Here is a 21036-nt window from a genome sequence, read left to right on the forward strand (position 1 = left end):
GCTGGGGGAACGATGCAGACCGACAAGCCGCTGTCCACCGAGATCGACGCCAGCGTCCCGACGGCCGCGCGGATGTACGACCACTACCTCGGCGGCAAGGACAACTACGCCGCCGACCGCGCGGCCTGCGAGGAACTCGACAAGGTGGTGCCCAGCACCCGCCGCCTCGCCCTGAACAACCGCCGCTTCCTCCAGCGCGTCGTCAGGACGCTCGCCGAGGAGCACGGCATCCGGCAGTTCCTCGACCACGGCTCCGGCCTGCCCACCCAGGACAACGTCCACCAGGTCGCCCAGCGCGTCGACCCCGGCGCGCACGTGGTCTACGTCGACAACGACCCGATGGTGCTCGTCCACGGGCGGGCCCTGCTGGAGCAGGACGAGCGCACCGCCGTGATCCACGCCGACATGCGGGAGACCGACGGCATCCTCGCGCACCCCGAGACCCAGCGGCTGATCGACTTCTCCCAGCCGGTGGCCGTGCTGTTCAACTCCGTCTTCCACTGCATCCCGGACAGCGACACCGACGGCCCGCTCGCGGTGGCCACCCGGGTGCGGGAGCGGCTGGTGCCGGGCAGCGCGATGGTGATGTGCCAGCTCGTCAGCCCGGACCCCGAGGTGCGCGCCTTCGTCACCGACTTCATGGACAAGGCCACCCAGGGGCACTGGGGCAGGGTCCGTGAGGAGAAGGACGTGGAGCGGCTGTTCGAGGGTCTTGACGTGCTGGAGCCGGGGCTCGTGGAGGTCTCCACCTGGCGTCCCGACACCGAGGTGGCGCCCCGTCAGCTCACCCACGAGTGGATCGAGTTCGGGGGCGTCGGGATCGTGCGGTGAGCCGGGGGCGGCGCGGAGGCGGTGCGGGTCAGTAGCGGGCCCGCAGCGTCTCGTCGATCCGCGCCAGCGACTCCCTCGGCGTCAGCGCCTCGTCCGCCAGCCGGTCCAGGACGACCCGGTACTCCTCCGTCTCGTCCTGGTCCTCCAGGAAGTGGGCGCTGCGGATGTGCTCCAGGTAGACCACGTCCGGCAGATCGAGGCCGCCGAAGCGCAGATACGTGACCGGGATCGTCGGCGACGACGCGTTGGTGGCGTCCAGCGGCACCACCTGCACGGTGATGTGCGGGCGCCGCGCCATCTCCAGCAGGTGCTCCAACTGCTCCCGCATCACGGCCTTGCTGCCCAGCACCCGCAGCAGCACCGACTCGTCGATGACCGCCCACAGCCGGGGCGGGTCCGCCCGGTGCAGCAGCTCGGTGCGCTTGGTCCGCAGCTCCACCCGGCGCCGTACCTCGGGCCCGGGAGCGGCGGGCAGCCCGCGCTCCATCACGGCCTGGGTGTACGCGGGGATCTGGAGCAGCCCGGGGACGTACTGGATCTCGAAGGTACGGATCGCCTCGGCGGCCTCCTGGAGGCCCACCAGCCGGTCGAACCACTCCGGCATCAGCCGCTTGTCGTACCGCTGCCACCAGCCCGGCTCCCCGGCCCGCCGCAGCAGCTTCAGCAGCACCGAACCCTCGTACTCGTCGGTGCCGTACAGCTTCAGCAGGGCGCGGACGTCGGTCTCGGAGGGCGGCCTGCGGCCCTTGCCCGACTCGATGCGGGACAGCTTCGCCGCGCTGAACCCGAGCGCCCTGGCCGCCTGGTCCTGGGCGTACCCCGCGTCCTCGCGGAAACCGGCCAACTGCACGCCGACCAGCATCTTCAGGAGCGTGGGAGCCGGTTCCGTCCGTGCCAGATAGGGTTCGAGACGGGAGATGCGCTGCGACTCGGCGGACATCCTGGCTCCCAGCGAAACGGCAGAAGTGACAACCACGCTACCGCAGTCCGCCCGTCCGCACCGCACCTCCCGGGCGGCAACTCCGCCTGGCGCGCCCGCTGTCGGCGGGGCCCCGGGGCACCGGACGCGCCCCGGCGTCACACCAGGTGGTCGAACTCCCCGTCCTTCGCCCCGGCGAGGAACGCGGCCATCTCGGCCGCGGTGTAGATGAGCGCGGGCCCTTCCGGGTCCCGGGAGTTGCGCATCGCGATGGACCCGTCCGTCAGATGGGCCACCTCCACGCAGTTGCCCTCGGCGGTGCTGTGCTGGCTCTTGGTCCACGCGGCGTCCAGGGAACTGGCGCGCACTCCGTTGGGGGTTGCTGACACTGGCTTCTCCTTGCCGTTTCTCGCGTTCCGCCGGGGGGCCGTGCGCCCACCGGGGGCCCGCACGACTCGCGGTGCGCGGGGCCTCTCTCTTCCTACCCCGATTCCGCGCAATTTCTCGTGCAATTGCACGCGGACGCCGTCGGCGTGGATAATGGCCCTCGGCGTCAACCCCTCGGCCGACGCCGACGCCTGACGTCATTTCAGGGAGACGCCTTGGCCCTACCGGTGCGCCGAGCGCCCCAGCGCAACACCCCCGGCCGCGGCCCGGCTGCCGCGCCGCCCCCTTCGCTGACCTGACCGCCGCGGAAAGGCCCACGCCATGCGCACCGCTCCGACGCACCAGCCGAGCACCGAGCGCAACCAGCACAGCCAGCGCGCCGACCACGAGACCGCGCCCGCGGAGCCCCTGCGGGGCCTGGGCGAGGTGCCCTGGCCGGACCTCGCGGACTCCACCGGCTCCGCCGCGGCGATCCCCCTGCTGCTCAACAAGATCGCCTGGGGCGGCGCCCCGACGGCCGCCGCCGCCCTCGGTGAACTGCGGGACCGGATCTGCCAGTACGGCTTCGTGGTGGCGCAGGCCACCGCCGCGACGGTCCCCTTCCTCGCGGAACTGGCCCGGCTGCCGCACGTCACCTGCCGTCCGGAGGTCGTCCGGCTGCTCGCCAGCATCGCCCACGCCGACCAGTGGGAGCGCACCGCCAGCGCCTACCCCAAGCTCCTCAACCACCGTGAGAACCCGGTCGCCTGGGAGCGCGCCGCCCGCGAGGCCGTGCGCGAGCTGCGCGGACTGCCGGACCAGCTCCCCGCCGACGAGAGCGAACTCGGCCGCGCCGCGGCGGAACTGGCCCGCGCCCTGGACCCGGCGCTGACCGCGGGCTGACCACCCCCGCGCCCGCCGGCGCCGGTGTCCTGATCTCACGCCCTGGACGTCCCCGCCGTCCCGCCCCGACCTGGTGTACTCCTCGCCCGCAAGGGAAGGGAAGCGCTTGCTGCCCGCGAGAGCGCTTCCATCAGGGCACTGGGAGGAACACCGCCGATGGCGCCGACGCAGGAGAGACCACTCGACCACCGCTACCGGGGCGAGCACCCCGTCCGCACGCTCGCCTACCTGTTCCGCGCCGACCGCTGGCGACTCGCCGCCGCCGTCGGCGTCTTCACCGTCAAGCACAGCCCCGTCTGGCTGCTGCCGCTGATCACCGCGTCCATCATCGACACCGTCGTCCAGCACCAGCCCATCAGCACCCTCTGGACCAGCACCGGCGTGATCATGTTCATCCTGCTGGTCAACTACCCCCTGCACGTGCTCTACGTCCGCCTCCTCTACGGCAGCGTGCGCCGCATGGGCACCGCGCTGCGCTCGGCCCTGTGCACCCGGATGCAACAGCTCTCCATCGGCTACCACTCCCGGGTCAGCGCCGGGGTGCTCCAGGCCAAGGTGGTCCGGGACGTCGAGACGGTCGAGCAGATGGTGCAGCAGACCGCGGAGACCGGCCTCGGCGCGGGGACCGTCCTCATCGGCGGACTGGTGATCATCGGGGTGCGCACCCCGGAGTTCCTGCCCGTCTTCCTCGTCATCGTGCCCGCCGCCGCCCTGGTCGTCGCCCGCCTCAGGGCCCGGCTGCGCACCCACAACGAGCACTTCCGGCACGAGGTGGAGACCCTCTCCTCCCGGGTGACGGAGATGACCCGGCTGATACCGGTCACCCGCGCCCACGGCCTGGAGGGCAAGGCCCTGCGCCGCATGGACGGCACCCTGACGCGGCTGCTCGACTCCGGGATGCGCCTGGACCTGGTCAACGGGCGGTTCGGCTCGCTGGCCTGGGTGGTGCTCAACGTCGTCGGCGTGCTGGTGCTCGCGGGTGCCGCGCTGATCTCGTACTACGACGTCTGGGGCGTCACCGCGGGTGACGTCGTCATGCTCAGCGCCTTCCTGACCACCCTCACCAACTCCACGACCACGCTGGCCGGTCTGGCGCCCGTGATCACCAAGGGCCTGGAGTCGGTGCGCTCGGTCGGCGAGGTGCTCCAGGCGCCCGAGCTGGAGGACAACGAGGGCAAGGCCGAACTCACCGCGCTGCGCGGCGCCGTCACCTTCCAGGACGTCGGCTACGCCTACGACGGCGGACGGGCCGCCGTACGCGACCTCAGCCTCTCCGTCGCGCCGGGGGAGACCATCGCGCTGGTCGGCGCCTCCGGGGCGGGCAAGTCCACCGTGCTCAACCTCGTCATCGGCTTCATCCGGCCGACCTCCGGGCGGCTGCTGCTCGACGGCACCGACATGAACACCCTGGACCTGCGCACGTACCGGCGGTTCGTTTCCGTCGTACCGCAGGAGTCGATCCTCTTCGACGGCACCATCCGGGAGAACGTCGCCTACGGCATGGACGACGCCGACGAGGAGGCGGTGCGGGCGGCGCTGCGGGACGCCAACGCGCTGGAGTTCGTCGACCGGCTGCCGCAGGGCCTCGACACCCTCGTGGGCGAGCGCGGCGCCCGGCTCTCCGGCGGGCAGCGGCAGCGGCTCGCCATCGCCCGCGCGCTGATCCGGGACCCCAGGGTGCTGATCCTGGACGAGGCGACCTCGGCCCTCGACACCCGCTCCGAGGCGCTGGTGCAGCAGGCGCTGGCCCGGCTGCTGCACGGCCGGACGACCTTCGTGGTGGCCCACCGGCTGTCCACCGTGCGCGGCGCGGACCGGATCGTGGTGATGGGCGACGGCCGGGTCCTGGAGACCGGCACCCACGACGAGCTGCTGCGCCGCGGCGGCGCCTACACCGAACTGCACAGCGGGCAGGCCGTCTGACGCGCCCCGCACCGCCCCGCGTGTGGGCCGTCGGCGGGGGAGCGCGCCGTCGGCCCCGCGCGTCGCGCTTCCGAGGCGAATGACCCACGGTATTTGGTCACTTGGGAGAAAAGGACCGGACGGCAGGAATGGTCCGGTGCTCCCCGGGCATACGCGAAGCCGAAGATCGAGAGAGGGGCGCACCGTGATCGTTCCGGACCCGAAGGCCGTCAGGAGACAGCTCACCCGTTACGCTGCGCTGCGGATCGCGCAGTCCGAGCACGCGGTTCCCGCGAGGGCGCGGGAGCTGGAGGACGTCAGTTACACACTCTGCGTGATGATGGGCACGACCAGCGTCCAGGACGCGATCGCCCGCGCGGACGCCCTGCTGGCGGAGGACCAGCACAAGGAGAAGGAGAACGACGGGGAGGGCGACCTCTCCCTGGTGGGCTGAGCCGGGGTGCGGCGGGGGGTGTGAACCGGGCCGAGGGGCGCGCGGGGCACGGGGCGGGCTCCGGGGCGGCTCCAGCGGTTCTACTCCGTCCGCACCGAGGCGTGCCCGGTCGCTTACACTCGGCAGTCATGCCCATGTTCATGGGTTGCCGAGAGGAAAGGCGCGTTGCCGGGTGTTCCAGGATTCCCCGATCTACGACCGACTCGTGGCGGAACGTGGAGACGTTCCCGCCCATGTACGCAGCGAGGCCGAACGCGTCGGCAGGGAACTGGAGCTGGTCATGCGCCCCCTGCGCGCACCGGGCGCGCCACCCGGCGTCGACCGCCATCCGTCCGCCCCGGGCGCGGGCTGGCAGCGCCAGGGGATGCTGCCGGGCCCGCGCCCGCACTGAGCGCGCGGCCCGTCCGGGTCAGGGCACCACGCTGTTCACATCCCTGACCTGCGGTGGGCGCCGTCCCGTCGGATGGGAGAGCCAGTCGGCGATGGCGCGGGCGATGGGCTGCCCGGTGTCCACCTCGACGAAGCCGAACTGCCCCGACTGGTTGCACTCGAGGAACCACCACACCCCGTCGCCGTCCTCGACGAAGTCGAAGGCGCCGTACGCCAGTTCGGCCTCCCGCAGGTAGGTGTGGACGGAGTCCGCGACGCGGGGCGGCACCTCGGCCGGGCGCCAGGGTGCCGGGGACCGGTCGAACCGGACGTCCACCTCCTCGGGGTCGGCGTCCGCCGTCGCCTCCTTGCGGGCGGCCAGCAGCCGGTCGCCGACGGCGGTGAGCCGGATGTCGGCCCGTTTGGCGATCCGCCGTTGCAGCAGCGTGGGGCCGTACGCCACCGCGGCGAAGTCGGTGCCCGGCGCCACCCTGCTGGTCGGCACCGCCCGCGGCGGCTCCTGGGGGTGGGCGCCCGAGACCGGTTTGACGACCAGGTCCGGGAAGCGGGCCGCGAAGTCCCGGGCGGCCTGCGGGAACGTCGTGATCAGGGTGGCCGGGACGGGCAGCCCGCTGCGCTGGGCGAGGCGGAGCTGCCACGGTTTGTGCCGGGCCCTGCGGGCGGCGTCGGGGTGGTTCATCCAGCGCGCGCCGGAGCTGCGCAACATGCCGTACAGCGCCTGCGCGGACTCCTCCGTCAGCCACGGGGAGGGCTGGGGCACGCGGGCGGCCGGGGTGCCGGGCCTGCGCACCCACACCGACCGCAGGCCGTCCATGGTCAACAGACGGCCCGCGGACCAGAGATGACCGCGGAACGAGCCGTGCACGTACTCACCCGAGAGCGCCACCCCGCCGGTCAGGTCGGCGGGGTCGAGCCGGACCACCGGGACCCCGGACGCGTTCAGGTGGACGACCACCATGTCCGCGGTCACGTCCTCGTCGGAGGTCAGGATCAGTACGGTCATCGTCGGACGGCCCGTGGTCAGTCGTCGAAGTGTGTCTTCGAACCGGCGGTGGAGGTCGTGGTGCCCAACTCCCGCAGGAGCGCGTGGTCGGTCGCGGCGATGCGACCGTCCCTGGTCACGTTCAACTGAAGTCCGGCGTCGTAGGCGTATGGAGTGGTCAGGTCCACATCCGCCGCGGGGCGTGCGTAGTTCAGCGCGAACGGTTGCATCGTCTCTCCCTTTTCGGTGCTCCCCCGGTCAAGGCGGCGACATCCCGTGTCGTCGCTTGGCCCGCTGGATCTCCAGGCTTTCCATGGACTTATACGATTCGAACGAGTGAATGGTTTCCCTACGCTCCGTAGTCGTGGGCCAGTTGGCCCGTCCTGAACCTGAGACGGTTGAGTTCCCTTGTCGGTTGACTGTTTGTGACATGGAGCACTCAGGGGGCGTGCGGTAGTTAATGGGGCGCATGGCGGGGGGCTGCGCGCCGGTGGGCCGGAGGGGCGCTCAGACGGTGTCCGTGGGGCGACCGGCCGTCGACGGCTCCCGTACCGGCCGCCCGGTCCTGTCGGCCAGCGGGGCGCGCAGACTGCGCAGGGCCAGCAGGAGTACGCCCACGTCGTCCAGGTAGACGGGGTCGGGCAGTACGTCCGCCGGAAGGACGAAGTACAGGACCGCTCCCCAGAACACCCAGCGCGGTCCGGTCGGCAGCCCGGCGCGCCGCAGGCCGCGCCGCGCCCGTACCAGCCGCACCAGGAGCGCCACGGCCGCCGCGAGGACCAGCGCCGCGAGGACCAGCGCTACGGCGACGAGTACTGCTGTGGTCGAATCCACGGGCCCTCCTCAGTCCGGTGCACCGCTCGACGCGTGCCCCGTCTTTCTGGATTCCCGCATATGGCGTTGGTATGGCCGACGGAATACGGCCACCCACCCGAACGGGGGTTCCGGCGTCCACCGTGGGGCTACTGCTCCTGGGGCCGCTCCGACGCGGGTTCGGTGTCCGTGTGCCGGACGGGGCGCGGGGGCCTGGAGCCGCCCTTGAGGCGTTCGAGCGTGCGGGTGAGCTGCTGGAACGGGGACGGCCCCCGGGAGGCGGCCCCGGTCCTCTCCGGACCGGGCGCGGGGGCGTCCCGGTAGGCGGCCAGCGCCTCGTGGGCGCGCTCGGCGGCCTCCCGGTACAGGTCCCGCGAACGCGTCATCGCCTCCAGCGCCTCGGCGTACATGGTCACCAACTGCCGCTGGCGGTCCAGCTCCTCCTCCAGGGTGAGCAGGTGCCAGTCCTCGCGCAGGGCGGTCACGGCGGCGTCGGCGCCCTCGGGCAGGGGCCGCGGCAGCGCGGCGAAGCGGCCCACGGCGTCGAGCAGTTCGGTGGGCTCCGAGCCGTCCAGGAACACCGTGCGCACGGAGAACCGCTCCGCGCTCCAGCCGTCCGGCGCCGGATCGCCCGGCAGGACCGCGGCGCCGCCGCGCGGCACCTCGACGCCGCGGTCCCGCAGCGCCCAGTTGACCGACCGGAGCTGCTGCGGGGCGGCGCGGTGCTCCACCACCCGGTGCGCCAGGCCCGGCGGCAGCAGCGCGGCCAGCGGGCGGCGTCCGCGCGCGTCCGGGGTCATCGCCTCGTGCACGACGACGTGCACCGTCCAGGTGGCGCGCGCCGCGCCCTTCAGGACCCGCCGCAAGTCCTTCTCGTCGGACGGCAGGGGGTTGATGTCCCGCAGGCGCAGCCCCGTGTCGGCCTCCCGGTCCCACTCCGCGTCGGCGTCCGCGGGCCAGAACATGGTCGCCGGGGACGGCCAGCGCGGGTCCCAGGCCCGTTCCGCCTCGGCCGCCAGCGTCCACGCGCCGCCGTCGAGGGAGAGCCGGGCGCGCACCGTCACCTCCCCGGCGACCCGCCAGCGGGCCTCGAAGACGTGCGCGCCGTCCCCGCCCGTCCCCGGCGGTTCGAGATGGCCGTCGATCACCCCGCGCTCCGCCAGCGCGCGCAGGGTGCGCCGGACCGTGCCGGGGGCGTCGGGACCGGGCTGGTGGCCGCGGGCCAGCCACAGGGTCGGGGCGGTCGGGGGGCGGTCGGCGGGCGAACTCGGCATGGCTCCAGCAGGGAACGAGGGCGTCGGGTATCAGCCAGTATCGCCCCCGGGAGCGGTTCCGGATCACCGGGGGGCGGTGGCGAGGGTCACCGGGGTGCGTGGCGAGGGTCACCGGCGTGTGTGCGCCGGGCGTCGTCAACCGTGTGGCGCTCGATCCTGTGATGGTCAGAAAAGAACACCTGTTGGCATATTCCGAACGAAAGTGCGGAAGCGTTCCCCGGGTCCCGCACGGTCCGTAGCGTCGGTCCCGCGTTCGCCGTACGGCCGTACACGGGGAGGGGATCCGGCGTGCCCGGGATCGACGAGAGTCTGCTGGACGCCATGCGCCTGCCCGGCGCCCGGGGCGCCGCGGTGATCGACTGGATCAGCGGGCTCGCCCTGGGCGCCGTCGGTGAGGCACCCGGCGGCGACCTGGAGACCGCCGCCGCGGAGACCGCCGAACTGGCCCGGCTCGCCGCGGAGAGCGCCTCCTTCCGCCCGGCCGACGCGGGCGACGCCACCGCACCGGGCAAGGAACCGCCCGTGCAGGACGTGATCCTCACCACACCGGACGACTACCACGTCGTACGGTTCGTGACCACGGCGTTCGACAGCAGCGTGGTGCTCCACCTGTGGCTGGGGCGCGCCGAGGGCAACCTCGCGCTGGCCCGCATCCGCCTCGCGGAACTCGCCGAGCGGCTGGTGCTCGGATGACCACCGCCCCCGACGTGCGCACCGCGGCCCACTGCCTCGCCGCGCTCGCCGACCAGCGCGCCACCGGCGTCCTGCTCGGCGCGACCGGCGCCCTCTACCTCACCGACGGCCGGGTCACCCACGCCGAGTCGCCCGTCGCCCCGGACCTCGGCGCCCTGCTCACCCGCAGCGCCGCCGTCGACCCCGACGGCTGGCGGGACGCCGTGGACCGGGCGGGTGCCCGACGCCGGGTCGGCCGCCAGCTCGTCGACAGCGGGCGGCTGGCCGCGGGCGCCCTGGAGCTGTGCCACCTCGGCGCCCTCTTCGACGCCGCGTACTTCGTCCTCGGGCCCGGCGCGGACGACGTACGGTTCCGCGCGGGCGCCGCGCACTGGATCGGCGCGGTGCGCCCGGTGCCGGTGGACGTGCTGCTGCGCGAGTGCGCCCGCCGCCGCGCCCTGCTGGACGGGATATGGCCCCGGCCGGACGTCGACAGCGCCCCCCTCGCCCGTGCCCCCCTCGCCACCGGTGCCCGCCCCCGCGCCCGGACGCTGCCCGCGCGCCGCCGCCGCGTCCTCGCCGAGATCGACGGCGAGCGTACGGCGGCCCAGATCGCGTCGGCCCTGGCCTGCCGCGCCTTCCACACCCTGGTGGAGCTGCGCCGCCTGGCCGCCGACGGACTCGTCACCCCGGCACCGCGGCCCCCCGCACCGCACGGCCCCCCGCCCGACTGGCTGCCGCCCGTGGTGGAGGACCCCGACACGGCGCTGCTGCGACGGCTTCGAGACGCCTTGGAGGCCCTGTGATCCGCGCGCGCCGACAGCGTGCCGAAAGGAGACTGCTCATGGCCGTGGAGGCCGACGTCCTGGACGAACTGCGCCGACTGCGCTCCCGGCTGCCCCAGCTCACCGGCTCCCTGGCGGCCAGCGTCGACGGCCTCGTCCTCGCCCAGGACGCGCCGGGCACCGAACCGGAGTCGCTCGCGGCGGTGACCGCCGCCGCCCTCGGCGTCGCCCAGCGCATGGCCGACCTCACCGCCCGCGGCGACTTCCGCGAACTGCTCCTGCGCGGCGCCGACGGCTACGTCGCCACCTACACGGCGGGCCCCTCCGCGGTGCTCACGCTGCTCGCCGACGACCGCGTCAACGTCGGGCGGCTGCACCTGGAGGGGCGGCGCAGCGGCGTGCGGATCGGTGAGCTGGTGGCCGCCCGCGTCGGCCCGGACGACACGGTCCGGCGGCCGGTGGCCGACCCGGACCCCGAGCGCCCCATCGGCACCCTCCCGGTCCGCGCCCCACGGCGGCCCCCGTCCCCGGCCGGGTCCCGCGCCCGGCCGCAGCCCGAGACCGGCGGCTGAGCCGCCCGGTCCCGGCCCCCGTCCCCGCCGGACCGCTCACCCCGGAGCACCGGCCCGACCATCACCACCGCTCGAAAGGACCCCTCCCATGGCCAACCTGGAAACCTCGCTCAAGGAATGCCTCAGCTCCATCGAGGGCGCGCGGGCCGCCGCGCTCGTCGACTACACCAGCGGCATGGCCCTCGGCACCCTCGGCGGCAGCAAGACGTTCGACCTGGACGTGGCGGCGGCCGGGAACACCGACGTCGTACGGTCCAAGCTGCGCACGATGGAGCACCTGGGCCTGAAGGAGGAGATCGAGGACATCCTCATCACCCTCAGCAGCCAGTACCACCTGATCCGCCTGATCAAGGGGCGCGGCGGGAAGGGCCTGTTCCTCTACCTCGTGCTCGACTCCGGCCGCGCCAACCTGGCGATGGCCCGCCACCAGCTCCGCAAGATCGAGAACGAGCTGGAGGTCTGACCACGGCGAAGACGCGTCCGGCGTGGACCCCCCGTCAGGGGCGCCCACGCCGGACCGCGCGCCAGGCTTACGCGCCGCTCTCGCGGAGCATGTCCTCGCGCTCCACGATCTTCACCCGCTCGCGGCCCTGCGGCTCGCCGAGCGCCTTCTCCGCGGCGTCCAGCCTGTACCAGCCGTCCCAGGTGGTGAAGCGGACCTCGCGCTCGGCGAGGAAGGCGTCCACCGCCTCGGGCGCGGGCGCCGAGGGCTCGTGCAGCCGCCCCTGCGCGAAGTCGTCCAGCAGGTTCGACACCGTCTCGTTGGCGTCGCCCTTGGTGTGGCCGATCAGACCGACCGGGCCGCGCCGGATCCAGCCGGTGACGTACACCGACCGCAGGTGCGCGCCGCTCTCCTCGATGACCCGGCCGCCCTCGTCGGGGACGGTGCCCGAGTCGAGGTCCCAGGGCAGCTTGGGCAGCTTGTCGGAGAGGTAGCCCACCGCGCGGTAGACGGCGGTGACGTCCCAGTCGGTGAACCTGCCGGTGCCCTTGACGTTGCCCGTGCCGTCCAGCTCGGTGCGCTCGGTGCGCAGGCCGACGACTTTGCCGTCCTCCCCGAGGATCTCGCTGGGCGACTCGAAGAAGTGCAGGTACAGCTTGTGCGGGCGGTCCCCGACGTCGCGGATCGCCCAGTTCTCCAGGGTCTTGGCGACCATGTCGGCCTGCTTGTTGCCGCGCCGGGTCTCGATGGAGCCCGCGTCGTAGTCGATGTCCTCGGGGTCGACGATGACCTCGATGTTGGGGGAGTGGTCCAGCTCCCGCAGCTCCATCGGGCTGAACTTCGCCTGCGCCGGACCGCGGCGGCCGAAGACGTGCACCTCAAGCGCCTTGTTGGCCTTCAGGCCCGCGTAGACGTTCGGCGGGATCTCGGTCGGCAGCAGCTCGTCGGCGGTCTTGGCGAGGACGCGGGCCACGTCGAGGGCGACGTTGCCGACGCCGAGCACGGCGACCTTCTCGGCGTCGAGCGGCCAGGTGCGCGGCACGTCCGGGTGGCCGTCGTACCAGGAGACGAAGTCGGCGGCGCCGTAGGAGCCGTCGAGGTCGATGCCCGGGATGGGCAGGTTGCGGTCGGCCGTCGCGCCGGTGGAGAAGACCACGGCGTCGTAGAAGGAGCGCAGGTCGTCCAGGCTGATGTCGGTCGGGTAGTCGACGTTGCCGAAGAGCCGGATCTGCGGTTTGTCCAGGACCTGGTGCAGGGCGGTGATGATGCCCTTGATGCGGGGGTGGTCGGGAGCCACGCCGTAACGGATCAGGCCGAACGGCGCGGGCATCCGCTCGAAGAGGTCGATGGACACGCCGGGGTCGGCGGCCACCTCGGACTTGAGCAGGGCGTCGGCGGCGTAGATCCCGGCGGGGCCGGCTCCGACGATGGCTACCCGCAGGGGGCGGGGCATGATCAGGTTCCCTTCGAGCGAGGACAGGCGACTCGAACGGGAAGCCTAAGCTAAGGCAAGCCTAAGTCGGTACGGGGGTTCGATCTATGGGCTCATAAGCTGGGGTTATGAGCGACGAGAAGGGGTGGTCGGCGGTGTGCCACCGACCACCCCTGCCACGGCTGAGCCTCCGTCAGTCCGCCACCCGGCTAGCCTCGTAGGGCCGCCGCGTCGGCGGGTGCCGGTCCGTGAGCTGGAGCATCAGCAGCAGGAGCAGGGCCGCCAGCGAGGCCAGCGACGCGCACACCGCGGTCAGGCCCGCGCTCCACGGCGGCGCCACCATGATGCCCAGCGCCTGCGAGAGCTGCGGCGCCCGCACCCAGCCCTCGGACACCACCGCCCCGGCCAGCACCGCGGGCACCAGCACGCCCGCGAGGAGCACGGCCGGGGTCACCCGGCAGGCCACCACGACGGCCAGGACGACGCACAGTCCCGACACCGCCAGGGTCGCCGTGTAGACGCTGAGGGGGACGCCCTCGCGCAGCAGCGGGAAGTGCGCCGCGCCGCACACCAGCAGGGCCGCGGCGGCGAGCCAGCTCGGCCAGAACGCGGACCTGCCGGACCGCTCCCGGTCCCGGTCGCGCCGGACCCGCACCGGCCCGCGCACGACCGCCACCGGGTGGGCCCGTCCCGGACCACCGGCCGGGGGCTCCGGCTCCTGGTCCAGGGCGGGCACGTCACCGTGCCGTTCGCGCGCCAGGCGCCCTATCAGCTCCACGAGTTCCTCGACGGGGCGGCCGGTGGCGGCGGCGTGCACGGCCTCCTGCCCGCAGTGCGGCTGCACCGGCGTCTCGTGCAGCAGCTCCATCAGCCGCGACACCTCCTCGACCGTACGGGTCTCGACCGCCGTGCGGATCGCGATGTCCGCGCTGTCCGGCTGGCGCGGCGGCCGGGTCAGCTCGGTGATCAGCCGGGCGACGTCGTCCACCGGGCGGTCCACCGCGACCGCCCGCAGGACGTCGACGACGGCCCCCGCGTGCTCGGGTGACTCCTCCAGCAGGGTGATGATGCGGATGACCTCCTCCAGCGGCCGGTCGCTGACGGCCGCGTGCACCAGCTCACCGGCCGCGCCGCCGTAGTCGACGGTGGGGGTCGCCTGCCGGGGTGCGGGGGCGGGAGTGTCCGGCGCCAGGGGCACCAGGGTCGGCGGCGCCGCCGGTTTCGCCGGGGGTGCCCCGCCCTCGTCCTCGCCCGGGGCGGGGTCGGGATCGTGGGCCGGGCGGGGCGGTGGTTCGGCGGCGGGTACCGGTTCCGTGGTGGGCACCGGTTCGGTCACGGGCATCGGTTCGGTGCCGGGCGCCGGTGCCGCGCCGGAGACCGGCGGCGCCATGGGCGCCGGTGCCGGTCCGGCCGCTGCCGTGGCGGTCGGGTCCGAAGGGGTGGGTGACGATGAGGGCGTGGTCATGCTGCGCTCCAGGGGGGAGTGGTACACGGCCGCCCCCTGCCCCTCCGAAGGCGGCACGTGGTGCTTACCCTGCCCATTACTAGGGCCCCCACCGGGGCAGCGCCACCTGGGTGAGGCGCGTGGATGACGCCTCAAGGGCCCGGGACACCTCGGGGTGGCCGCCGCGCCGCGCGCAGCCCGGGGTCGTCCCCGGCGATGGCCAGGGCGGCGCCAGCCCGGTCCAGGGCCATGGCCAGCAGGCCCTCGTCATGGCCGAGTTCGGCCCGCTCACGCAGGCGTTCGCCGAGCACGTCGAGCGCGGAGATCCAGGTACGGACCTCCTCGGGATCGTGGTCGGCGGCGGCACATGGCGGCTGACCGGCGACGTCGAGTTCCTCCTCCAGCACGGTCGTCGCCGCCGTCAGGTCGGCCGGGCCCCGGCGGCCGTGAACCGGTCGGCCAGGCAGCGCGCCAGGTGCGTGGCGGCCATCAGGCGCGGCCAACCGCCCGGGTCGGCCACCGTCAGCACGCCGCGGAAGAGGCGGATCGCCTCGTCGACGTCGCCGGGCGGTCCGCCCGCGGGGAAGCGGGAGTGCAGGGCGACGCCGAGCCGGAACTCCACGTCTGGCCGGTCGTCGCTGTCAGCGTCGAGCTCGGCCAGCGCGGTGGCGAAGTGGCGCACGGTGCCGTCCGGGTCGCCCAGCCGTTCGCAGACCGCGCCAGCCATCGCGTACCACCACTGACGGTCGTGCGCCGCGAGGCCCTCCGGCGGACCCAGCGCGGCCCGGTCCCGGATGGGCCCAGCACTGCGACGGTGAGTTCAGGCGGCGGAATCCGCAGATTCGGCAACTCCGCCAACGACCAGCGCACTTCGCCCCCGCACCGTCACCAGCCCGGTCAGGCCCGTGACGAGAGCCTACGGCGCGCGGCCGAGCCCGCACGGGTCGACCACGAACGAGGAATCGCGGTGAACCGCGGGTGCTCGCGGCGTCCGGGCCCGGTCCGCCCGCCGTGGCCGACAGCGGGGCTCCACCTGCGGGAGGTCTCCGGGTCCGCGGGGCGGCTTGCGGTCGGTGGCGGGGAGGCGGCAGGGTTCGCCCGTGGCCACCTTGCTGATCGTGCATCACACGCCCTCCCCGAACTGCCAGGCCCTCTTCGAGGCCGTGGTCTCGGGTGCGACGGCACCGGAGATCGAGGGCGTACGGGTGGTGCGGCGGGCGGCGCTGGCCGCGACGGCGTCGGACGTGCTCGGCGCCGACGGCTTCCTGCTGGGCACCCCGGCGAACCTCGGCTATGTGTCCGGCGCCCTCAAGCACTTCTTCGACCAGGTGTACTACCCCTGCCTGGACGCCACCCGGGGCAGGCCCTTCGGCTACTACGTGCATGGCGGGAACGACGTCACGGGCGCCGTCCGGGCCATCGAGTCGATCACCACGGGCCTGGGCTGGCGGCGCGCCGCGGAGCCCGTCACCGTCACCGGGGAGCCGGGCAAGGCCGACGTGGAGGCGTGCTGGGAACTGGGGGCGACACTCGCGGCCGGGCTGATGGACGAGGGCGCCTGAGGGGCTGCGGGTCCGCGGGCCCGTCGCGTCACACCGGCCGTTCGCCGGACGCGGCCGGATGACCGTTGCCGTGACCGTTGCCCGGCGCCGTGGCGAAGAGCTGGAGTGAGCCGTGCAGGTTCTTCAGGTCGGGCGTGACCCCGCTCAGCTCCAGCGCGATGGCGGCGGCGAGGTTGTCCCGCAGCAGCGGCTGCTGTACCTGGGCCACCAGTTCGAGGGCGCGGGTGGCGCGGGCGTTGCGCTCGGCGTCCTGCCGCAGGTCGGCCAGGGCCTGGATCATCATCCGGCGTTCCTCGGCCCGGTTGCGGAAGAAGAAGAACGACAGCACCTGGGAGAAGAGGCCGGACGCGGTGGCGACCACGGAGAGCACCAGGTCGTCGGAGCGGTAGATGCCCACCAGGATGCCCGCGACGATGATGAGGTAGCCGAGCACGGCGGCGGCGATCGCGGCGAAGAAGCTGACGTCGGCGCGGCGGCCGACCTTCTCGTAGTAGTCCTCCAGGACGTCCGACAGGGCGGCCGGGCTCTGGTGCGGCACCGTCGTGGTGGGGTCGGCGGCGGTACCGGAGCCGTCGGGGGTGGCGCCGTCCGTGGCGCCCGGGAAGCCGACCGGGGACTCCTGGAAGGGGTCACCGGGCTGCCCCGGCTGCTCCCGCTGGCCCGCGCCCCGCTGCCGGGCACGGAGACGATCGACGGCCGCCCGCCAGGCGTCGCTGCCCGCGGCCGAGGCCAGGCTGGAAGCCGCCAGGCCGGTCAGGATCGGGTCCATGTCGTCGTCCCCCCAAGTGCGCCCGAGTAACGGCACCTTACTGGCCGTCAGCGGCCGGGCGGCAGCCGAGGGGTGCGACCGGTGACGGCCCGGGGACCGTCACCGGTGGCACACCGTCGTACCGTGCGGGTCAGACGGAGATGGTGGTGCCGTCGAAGCGGGTGAGGCTGAAGTACGCGTCCTCCAGGGTCGATTCCCTGGCCTCCCGCAGCAGCCCGATCGCGATCTCCTCACCGAGGCGCACCGAGGCGGTGTAGTCGCTGCGCCAGTGCACCCCGCCCATGTTCCGGCCGATGGCCACGTTGGCGGCGACCTTGTTCAGTTCGCCGCCGACCGTCAGCCGTCCGGCGTCCGCGCCCGTGTACGGCTTGAGGCTCTTGCCGTCCTTGCTGGGTACCACCGGGTCGGTGAGCAGGTGCCGCTCGTCGAACCACGCCTTGAGGATGGTCACGCAGGCGCCCGCCACGGTGGCGTGCCCGGCGCCGTAGGCCGGGTGGGTGGGGCTGCCCTCGGGGAACGCCTGCGGGAGCAGGTAGCTGCCGTACTTCTTGAAGACCCGGTCGACGGCGGTCGAGCCGAGGACGCCGGAGTGGACCGGGTACTCGCGCACGTTGCTCAGGTGCTGGTGGATGCGGCCGCCCAGCTCCTCCGGCCGCAGCCGCCGGTGCACGTACCACTTCTGGTACCAGACGGCCTTCAACGCGCGGGTGGCGACCTCGGTCACCAGCGACAGCAGGTGCGGGCCGCCGTAGGTGCCGAAGCCCTCCTGGTTGTGGGAGTACTGGTACGGGTTGCCCGCGTCCACCGGGGCGCCGCTGCCCAGCAGGATGAGCGCGGAGTTGAGGTACGCCTCGTACAGCGCGTCGAAGTGGACGTAGTGGGCGAGGTCGCGCGGCGTCTGGACGTAGCGGCGCCGGGTGAAGTCGCGCTGGTCCGGGACGGTGGTGTCGCCGTTCTGCACCTCCAGCCAGTCGTCCCACGTCGTGAGGTGGTCGACCGGGCGGACCAGGGTGTCCAGGGTCTGCTTGATCAGCAGCGTGCCGTAGGGGATGTCCTTGAGCAGGAACTGCGAGAGGTACGGCCCCACGAGGTCCCCCGGCGTGGTCCCGCGGAAGAGGGTCCGCGGGGTGACCTCGCCGCGCTCGGTGGGACCGGCGAGGGAGGGCATCGCGGTCAGCTCGGCGGCCGCGTCGGCGGCCTCCTGGCTGGCGGCGAAGTCGGTGAACGGCACGTCACGGCAGAGTGCCATCCAGTACAGCTCGACCGCCTCGGCGGCGCCCTGCGCGCTGTCGATGCGCGGCGCGGGCGGCACCGTCAGCGCCTGCGCGTCCGGGCCCTGGAGGTCGAAGGCGAGCCCGGCCTGCGGGTTGACCAGCTTGCGCGGACCGGCCAGCGGAATCCGCTCGAAGTCCTCGTGCCGCCCGGTGTGCAGCGCCCGGCGCAGCAGGTTGTAGGCCGCCGGGTCCACCTCGCCCAGCCGGTCGTGCGGCAGCCCCTTGGAGTAGTTCGCGATGAACGGCAGCGGCGCGTAGTCCGACTCCTCCCCGTTCGCCGTCTGCACGGGTACCTGACGCTGGAATTCCGCTTCGGCCGCGCGGACGCGTAGCTGCCGTGCGGCAAAACGGCGGTCACTCATACGAATCCCCCGGTTCTACTTCCCCGTGATGAAAGTGGTGCGCGGTTCGCCCCACTTGAAGGGGCGACGTCTCGGGGCGCGGCGCAAGTTCCGGGAGAATCGGTAATTCCGCGACTTTTCACATCCGTAAGGGAGTGCTCCGGGCCCGTTCCACCGCTCCAAGGCCCCTCAAGGACGGCTTTGTTGACGTCCATTCATGCGATTGTCCGGTGATACGATCACCGCGTTTGCGGAGCGGGCGGATGGGTGCACGACGGCATCTTCCGACGTCAGGGACAGCAGCCTGGGCAGCCACCCCCGGTGCGAGCGGTCCGCCGGGGCATCCGCACAGAGACGTACATCAAGCAAGCGGGCTGTCAGTCGCCTGAAGAGAGTCTTATGACGGAATACATAGTGATTGCGGCGCTGTTGGCGCTGCTCGCTGTCATCGTTGTCGCCGTCGCGCTCCTTGTCCGCCAACGCAGGGCGGCACGGAATCTGCGGCAGGAGATCCAGGGCCTCAAGGCTCATTACACGGAGCTGGAGAACGACTACGCACAGTCCGTCCGAGCGGCCCAGGAACAGGCCGACGACGCGACGAAGACCGTACTGAAGTCCGCGATGCGGACGCTTCAGGGTCTCGCCGCCGAACAGCAGCTCGTCCTCTCCCGGCTCCAGGCCAAGTACGGTGACTCGGTCATCCTGGAGGACCTCCTGGAGATCGACCACACCAACTCGCAGTTCGGCCGCCGCGCGCAGTCCATCGCGGTGCTCTGCGACGGCTGGCTGGGCGGTCGCCGGGACGTCGCCTCGGTCTACGACGTGGTGCGCAGCGCGCAGGGCCGGATCCGGCACTTTCGCCGGGTGGAGATCCTCTCCCAGGTGGACTTCGGCATCACCAGCCGGGCCGTCGAGCCGGTCGCGCTCGCCCTCGCGGAGCTGCTGGACAACGCCACCAGCTACTCCAGCCCGGACACCGTCGTCGAGATCAACATCCGGCCCGTGCCCAAGGGCATCTGCGTCATCGTCGACGACGCCGGTGTCGGCATGAGCGACGAGGAACGCGTACGCGCCCAGCGACTGCTCTCCAGCGAACGCGCCTCCGGCGTCTCCGGTCTCGGCAACCCGCCGCAGTTCGGCTTCGCGGTCATCGGTGTGCTCGCCGAGCGGTTCGGTTTCGAGGTGGCCGTGGACTCCACCTCCCCTTACGGAGGTGTACGCGCCGTCGTTCTGCTGCCGCACGACCTGCTCACCGGAATGCCCGAGAAGAAGGCACCGGCCACCCCGAACGGCACCGCCCGCGACGGCGGACCCGAGCCCGCGCTGACCACCGGCTCGACCGCCGACGGACTGCCCCGGCGCCGCCGCAAGCGGCCCATGGCCATCGTGCCGGGCACCAGCTCCGGCGACGCGGGCGACGCCGCCCCCCGCTCCGGCGCGGAGACCGCGGCGATCATGGGCGCCTTCCAGCGGGGCACGCGGTCCGGCCGGGCCGCGCAGCCCGACACGGGGGACCAGACGAGCCGCACACGTGAAGCAAGCAGCGAAGGGCATGAGGTCTCGTGAACGATCTGTCGTGGATGCTCGACAGCGCCCTGGAGATTCCCGGCGCACTGCACGCGGTCCTGATATCCGCCGACGGTCTGCTGATGGCCCGTACGAAGGACTTCGACAAGGACGACGCCGACCGGGTCGCCGCCGCGATGAGCGGGGTGCAGTCGCTCAGCCGGTCCCTGGGGTTCTTCTGTGAGGACCCCAGCCAGCGGTGGCGGCAGACGCTGGTCGAGTTCGACGGCGGCTGGGTCTTCCTGATCTCCGCCGGTGAGGGTGCCTACCTCGCCGTCTCGGCCTCGCCGGACGTCGACATGGCCGACATCACCTTCCGGATGCAGCAGCTCGTCGGCAGGCTCGGCAAGGAACTGATGACGCCGCCGCGCGAGAACCTCGGCGCCCGCTCATGACGGGCCAGGAGGAGTGGGGGCCGGAGGGCGCCGAATTAGTGCGTCCGTACGTCATCACCAAGGGGCGCGGACTGCCCCAGGAGGAACAGCTCTCCCTCATCACCCTGGTCACCGCGGCGGAGGACCACGCCCAGCGGCCGACCCGGCTGTCCCCCGAGGAACAGAGCCTGCTCGACGTCTGCTCGGCCGGGTACCTCTCGGTCGCCGAGGTCGCCGGGCACACCCGGCTTCCGCTGGGCGTGGTGAGGATCCTGCTCGCCTCGCTCGCGGAGGGCGGCTACCTCATCACCCGCCCGCCGGTGCAGCGGGCGCCGCTCGCCGAGCGGCAGATCCTGGAGGAGGTGCTGAATGGGCTCCGCGCCAAGTTTGGGTGAGCGGGACTACGTCCGCGGCGGGGCGGCGCAGACGGCCGTCAAGATCCTGGTCGTCGGGCACTTCGCGGTGGGCAAGACGACGTTCATCGGCTCGATCTCCGAGATCGAGCCGCTGTCCACCGAGGAGACGATGACCCGGGCCGCCGAGTCCGTCGACGACCTCAAGGGCGTGCACGGCAAGACCACCACCACGGTCGCCATGGACTTCGGCCGCCTCACGATCAGCGACCGGGTCGTGCTGTACCTGTTCGGTACCCCCGGGCAGCTCCGCTTCGTGCAGATGTGGGAGGACATGGCGCGCGGCGCGCTCGGCGCGCTGGTGCTGGTCGACCCCGAGCGGCTGGCGGACTCCTTCGCCGTGATCGACCTGATCGAGCAGTACGGCCTGGACTACGCCATCGCCGTCAACCACTTCGACGGTTCCCCCGACCGGACCGAGGCGGCCCTGCGCGAGGCGCTCGACCTGCTGGACGACACCCCCGTCGTCACCTGCGACGCCCGCGACGAGAAGTCGTCGGCCGCCGCGCTCACCACCCTCGTCCGCTATCTGCTGGACCGTGCCCACTAGGAAGCT

At 72.9% G+C, this 21036-nt stretch carries 26 protein-coding genes; 14 read left to right on the top strand and 12 right to left on the bottom strand.

Features of this window, described 5'->3' with window-relative positions; all coding sequences use genetic code 11:
• Positions 1–12: 12 nt before the first annotated feature.
• Complete coding sequence (locus tag ACFQZ6_RS32705) at positions 13–831, top strand: SAM-dependent methyltransferase (RefSeq protein ID WP_381616645.1); 819 nt, start codon at positions 13–15, stop codon at positions 829–831.
• A 28-nt stretch (positions 832–859) separates the two neighbouring features.
• On the opposite strand, the gene ACFQZ6_RS32710 is transcribed toward ACFQZ6_RS32705, so the two are convergent.
• Together ACFQZ6_RS32710 and ACFQZ6_RS32715 are read right to left on the bottom strand one after the other, a co-directional pair.
• The gene (locus tag ACFQZ6_RS32710) at positions 860–1771 is read right to left on the bottom strand and encodes a helix-turn-helix domain-containing protein (RefSeq protein ID WP_381616648.1); all 912 of its coding nucleotides are present in this window, start codon (positions 1769–1771) and stop codon (positions 860–862) included.
• A 137-nt stretch (positions 1772–1908) separates the two neighbouring features.
• On the bottom strand, positions 1909–2139 hold the full coding sequence (locus tag ACFQZ6_RS32715; protein ID WP_381616651.1) for a DUF397 domain-containing protein: 231 nt from the start codon (positions 2137–2139) through the stop codon (positions 1909–1911).
• A gap of 319 nt (positions 2140–2458) precedes the next feature.
• Between ACFQZ6_RS32715 and ACFQZ6_RS32720 the strand changes: the two genes are divergently transcribed.
• The 4 genes from ACFQZ6_RS32720 to ACFQZ6_RS32735 all read left to right on the top strand — a co-directional run bounded on the left by ACFQZ6_RS32720 (position 2459) and on the right by ACFQZ6_RS32735 (position 5766).
• Positions 2459–3019, top strand: a complete 561-nt coding sequence (locus ACFQZ6_RS32720; RefSeq protein ID WP_381616654.1) for a hypothetical protein — start codon at positions 2459–2461, stop codon at positions 3017–3019.
• 156 nt (positions 3020–3175) lie between these two features.
• Positions 3176–4942, top strand: coding sequence for an ABC transporter ATP-binding protein (locus ACFQZ6_RS32725; protein ID WP_381616656.1), 1767 nt, complete (start codon positions 3176–3178; stop codon positions 4940–4942).
• Positions 4943–5126: 184 nt separating this feature from the next.
• Complete coding sequence (locus ACFQZ6_RS32730; RefSeq protein ID WP_381616659.1) at positions 5127–5375, top strand: DUF5133 domain-containing protein; 249 nt, start codon at positions 5127–5129, stop codon at positions 5373–5375.
• Positions 5376–5547: 172 nt separating this feature from the next.
• Positions 5548–5766: a hypothetical protein gene (locus tag ACFQZ6_RS32735; protein ID WP_381616662.1), complete on the top strand. Its 219-nt coding sequence runs from the start codon at positions 5548–5550 to the stop codon at positions 5764–5766.
• An 18-nt stretch (positions 5767–5784) separates the two neighbouring features.
• Here the strand turns inward: ACFQZ6_RS32735 and tgmB are convergent, their stop codons facing one another.
• The 4 genes from tgmB to ACFQZ6_RS32755 all read right to left on the bottom strand — a co-directional run bounded on the left by tgmB (position 5785) and on the right by ACFQZ6_RS32755 (position 8834).
• Positions 5785–6768 carry an ATP-grasp ribosomal peptide maturase gene (tgmB, locus tag ACFQZ6_RS32740; RefSeq protein ID WP_381616665.1) on the bottom strand — a complete coding sequence of 328 codons (984 nt, stop codon included), beginning with the start codon at positions 6766–6768 and terminating at the stop codon, positions 5785–5787.
• 17 nt (positions 6769–6785) lie between these two features.
• Entirely contained in the window at positions 6786–6977 is a 192-nt protein-coding gene (tgmA, locus tag ACFQZ6_RS32745; RefSeq protein WP_381616668.1) for a putative ATP-grasp-modified RiPP, read from the bottom strand.
• Positions 6978–7254: 277 nt separating this feature from the next.
• Positions 7255–7581 (bottom strand): DUF1232 domain-containing protein, encoded by a 327-nt coding sequence (locus ACFQZ6_RS32750; protein ID WP_381616670.1) that lies wholly within the window; start codon positions 7579–7581, stop codon positions 7255–7257.
• 128 nt (positions 7582–7709) lie between these two features.
• Positions 7710–8834, bottom strand: coding sequence for a hypothetical protein (locus tag ACFQZ6_RS32755; protein WP_381616673.1), 1125 nt, complete (start codon positions 8832–8834; stop codon positions 7710–7712).
• Between the two features lie 288 nt (positions 8835–9122).
• On the opposite strand from ACFQZ6_RS32755, the gene ACFQZ6_RS32760 reads away from it, so the two are divergent.
• From ACFQZ6_RS32760 to ACFQZ6_RS32775, 4 genes are all read left to right on the top strand, one after another.
• On the top strand, positions 9123–9527 hold the full coding sequence (locus ACFQZ6_RS32760; protein WP_381616676.1) for a hypothetical protein: 405 nt from the start codon (positions 9123–9125) through the stop codon (positions 9525–9527).
• Positions 9524–10312, top strand: coding sequence for a hypothetical protein (locus ACFQZ6_RS32765; RefSeq protein ID WP_381616679.1), 789 nt, complete (start codon positions 9524–9526; stop codon positions 10310–10312). The genes ACFQZ6_RS32760 and ACFQZ6_RS32765 overlap by 4 nt, the downstream gene beginning before the upstream one ends.
• A gap of 38 nt (positions 10313–10350) precedes the next feature.
• Positions 10351–10863: a roadblock/LC7 domain-containing protein gene (locus ACFQZ6_RS32770; protein WP_381616682.1), complete on the top strand. Its 513-nt coding sequence runs from the start codon at positions 10351–10353 to the stop codon at positions 10861–10863.
• A gap of 88 nt (positions 10864–10951) precedes the next feature.
• Positions 10952–11326, top strand: coding sequence for a hypothetical protein (locus tag ACFQZ6_RS32775; protein ID WP_381616685.1), 375 nt, complete (start codon positions 10952–10954; stop codon positions 11324–11326).
• A gap of 67 nt (positions 11327–11393) precedes the next feature.
• Here the strand turns inward: ACFQZ6_RS32775 and ACFQZ6_RS32780 are convergent, their stop codons facing one another.
• The 4 genes from ACFQZ6_RS32780 to ACFQZ6_RS32795 form a co-directional block, all read right to left on the bottom strand.
• Positions 11394–12758, bottom strand: a complete 1365-nt coding sequence (locus ACFQZ6_RS32780; protein WP_381616688.1) for an FAD-dependent oxidoreductase — start codon at positions 12756–12758, stop codon at positions 11394–11396.
• A gap of 172 nt (positions 12759–12930) precedes the next feature.
• On the bottom strand, positions 12931–14202 hold the full coding sequence (locus tag ACFQZ6_RS32785) for a hypothetical protein (protein WP_381616690.1): 1272 nt from the start codon (positions 14200–14202) through the stop codon (positions 12931–12933).
• Positions 14203–14333: 131 nt separating this feature from the next.
• The gene (locus ACFQZ6_RS32790; RefSeq protein WP_381616693.1) at positions 14334–14588 is read right to left on the bottom strand and encodes a hypothetical protein; all 255 of its coding nucleotides are present in this window, start codon (positions 14586–14588) and stop codon (positions 14334–14336) included.
• A 14-nt stretch (positions 14589–14602) separates the two neighbouring features.
• Positions 14603–14908: a hypothetical protein gene (locus ACFQZ6_RS32795; RefSeq protein WP_381616695.1), complete on the bottom strand. Its 306-nt coding sequence runs from the start codon at positions 14906–14908 to the stop codon at positions 14603–14605.
• A 373-nt stretch (positions 14909–15281) separates the two neighbouring features.
• Between ACFQZ6_RS32795 and ACFQZ6_RS32800 the strand changes: the two genes are divergently transcribed.
• A complete protein-coding gene (locus tag ACFQZ6_RS32800) occupies positions 15282–15743 on the top strand; it encodes a flavodoxin family protein (protein ID WP_381616698.1) in 462 nt (153 codons plus the stop codon).
• A 28-nt stretch (positions 15744–15771) separates the two neighbouring features.
• Here the strand turns inward: ACFQZ6_RS32800 and ACFQZ6_RS32805 are convergent, their stop codons facing one another.
• Together ACFQZ6_RS32805 and ACFQZ6_RS32810 are read right to left on the bottom strand one after the other, a co-directional pair.
• Positions 15772–16512 carry a TRADD-N-associated membrane domain-containing protein gene (locus tag ACFQZ6_RS32805; RefSeq protein WP_381616701.1) on the bottom strand — a complete coding sequence of 247 codons (741 nt, stop codon included), beginning with the start codon at positions 16510–16512 and terminating at the stop codon, positions 15772–15774.
• A gap of 130 nt (positions 16513–16642) precedes the next feature.
• Positions 16643–18073 (bottom strand): vanadium-dependent haloperoxidase, encoded by a 1431-nt coding sequence (locus ACFQZ6_RS32810; protein WP_381616703.1) that lies wholly within the window; start codon positions 18071–18073, stop codon positions 16643–16645.
• Between the two features lie 453 nt (positions 18074–18526).
• Between ACFQZ6_RS32810 and ACFQZ6_RS32815 the strand changes: the two genes are divergently transcribed.
• Genes ACFQZ6_RS32815 through ACFQZ6_RS32830 form a run of 4 tightly spaced genes read left to right on the top strand, consistent with a single transcriptional unit; the run spans position 18527 to position 21030 of the window.
• Positions 18527–19693 (top strand): ATP-binding protein, encoded by a 1167-nt coding sequence (locus ACFQZ6_RS32815; RefSeq protein WP_381616706.1) that lies wholly within the window; start codon positions 18527–18529, stop codon positions 19691–19693.
• A gap of 14 nt (positions 19694–19707) precedes the next feature.
• On the top strand, positions 19708–20088 hold the full coding sequence (locus tag ACFQZ6_RS32820) for a roadblock/LC7 domain-containing protein (RefSeq protein ID WP_381618839.1): 381 nt from the start codon (positions 19708–19710) through the stop codon (positions 20086–20088).
• The gene (locus ACFQZ6_RS32825; RefSeq protein ID WP_381616708.1) at positions 20085–20462 is read left to right on the top strand and encodes a DUF742 domain-containing protein; all 378 of its coding nucleotides are present in this window, start codon (positions 20085–20087) and stop codon (positions 20460–20462) included. The genes ACFQZ6_RS32820 and ACFQZ6_RS32825 overlap by 4 nt, the downstream gene beginning before the upstream one ends.
• Positions 20437–21030: a GTP-binding protein gene (locus tag ACFQZ6_RS32830; RefSeq protein WP_381616711.1), complete on the top strand. Its 594-nt coding sequence runs from the start codon at positions 20437–20439 to the stop codon at positions 21028–21030. The genes ACFQZ6_RS32825 and ACFQZ6_RS32830 overlap by 26 nt, the downstream gene beginning before the upstream one ends.
• The last annotated feature ends 6 nt before the right edge of the window (positions 21031–21036 follow it).

Source organism: Streptomyces flavalbus (genome assembly GCF_042674625.1).
Classification (GTDB): Bacteria; Actinomycetota; Actinomycetes; order Streptomycetales; family Streptomycetaceae; genus Streptomyces; species Streptomyces flavalbus.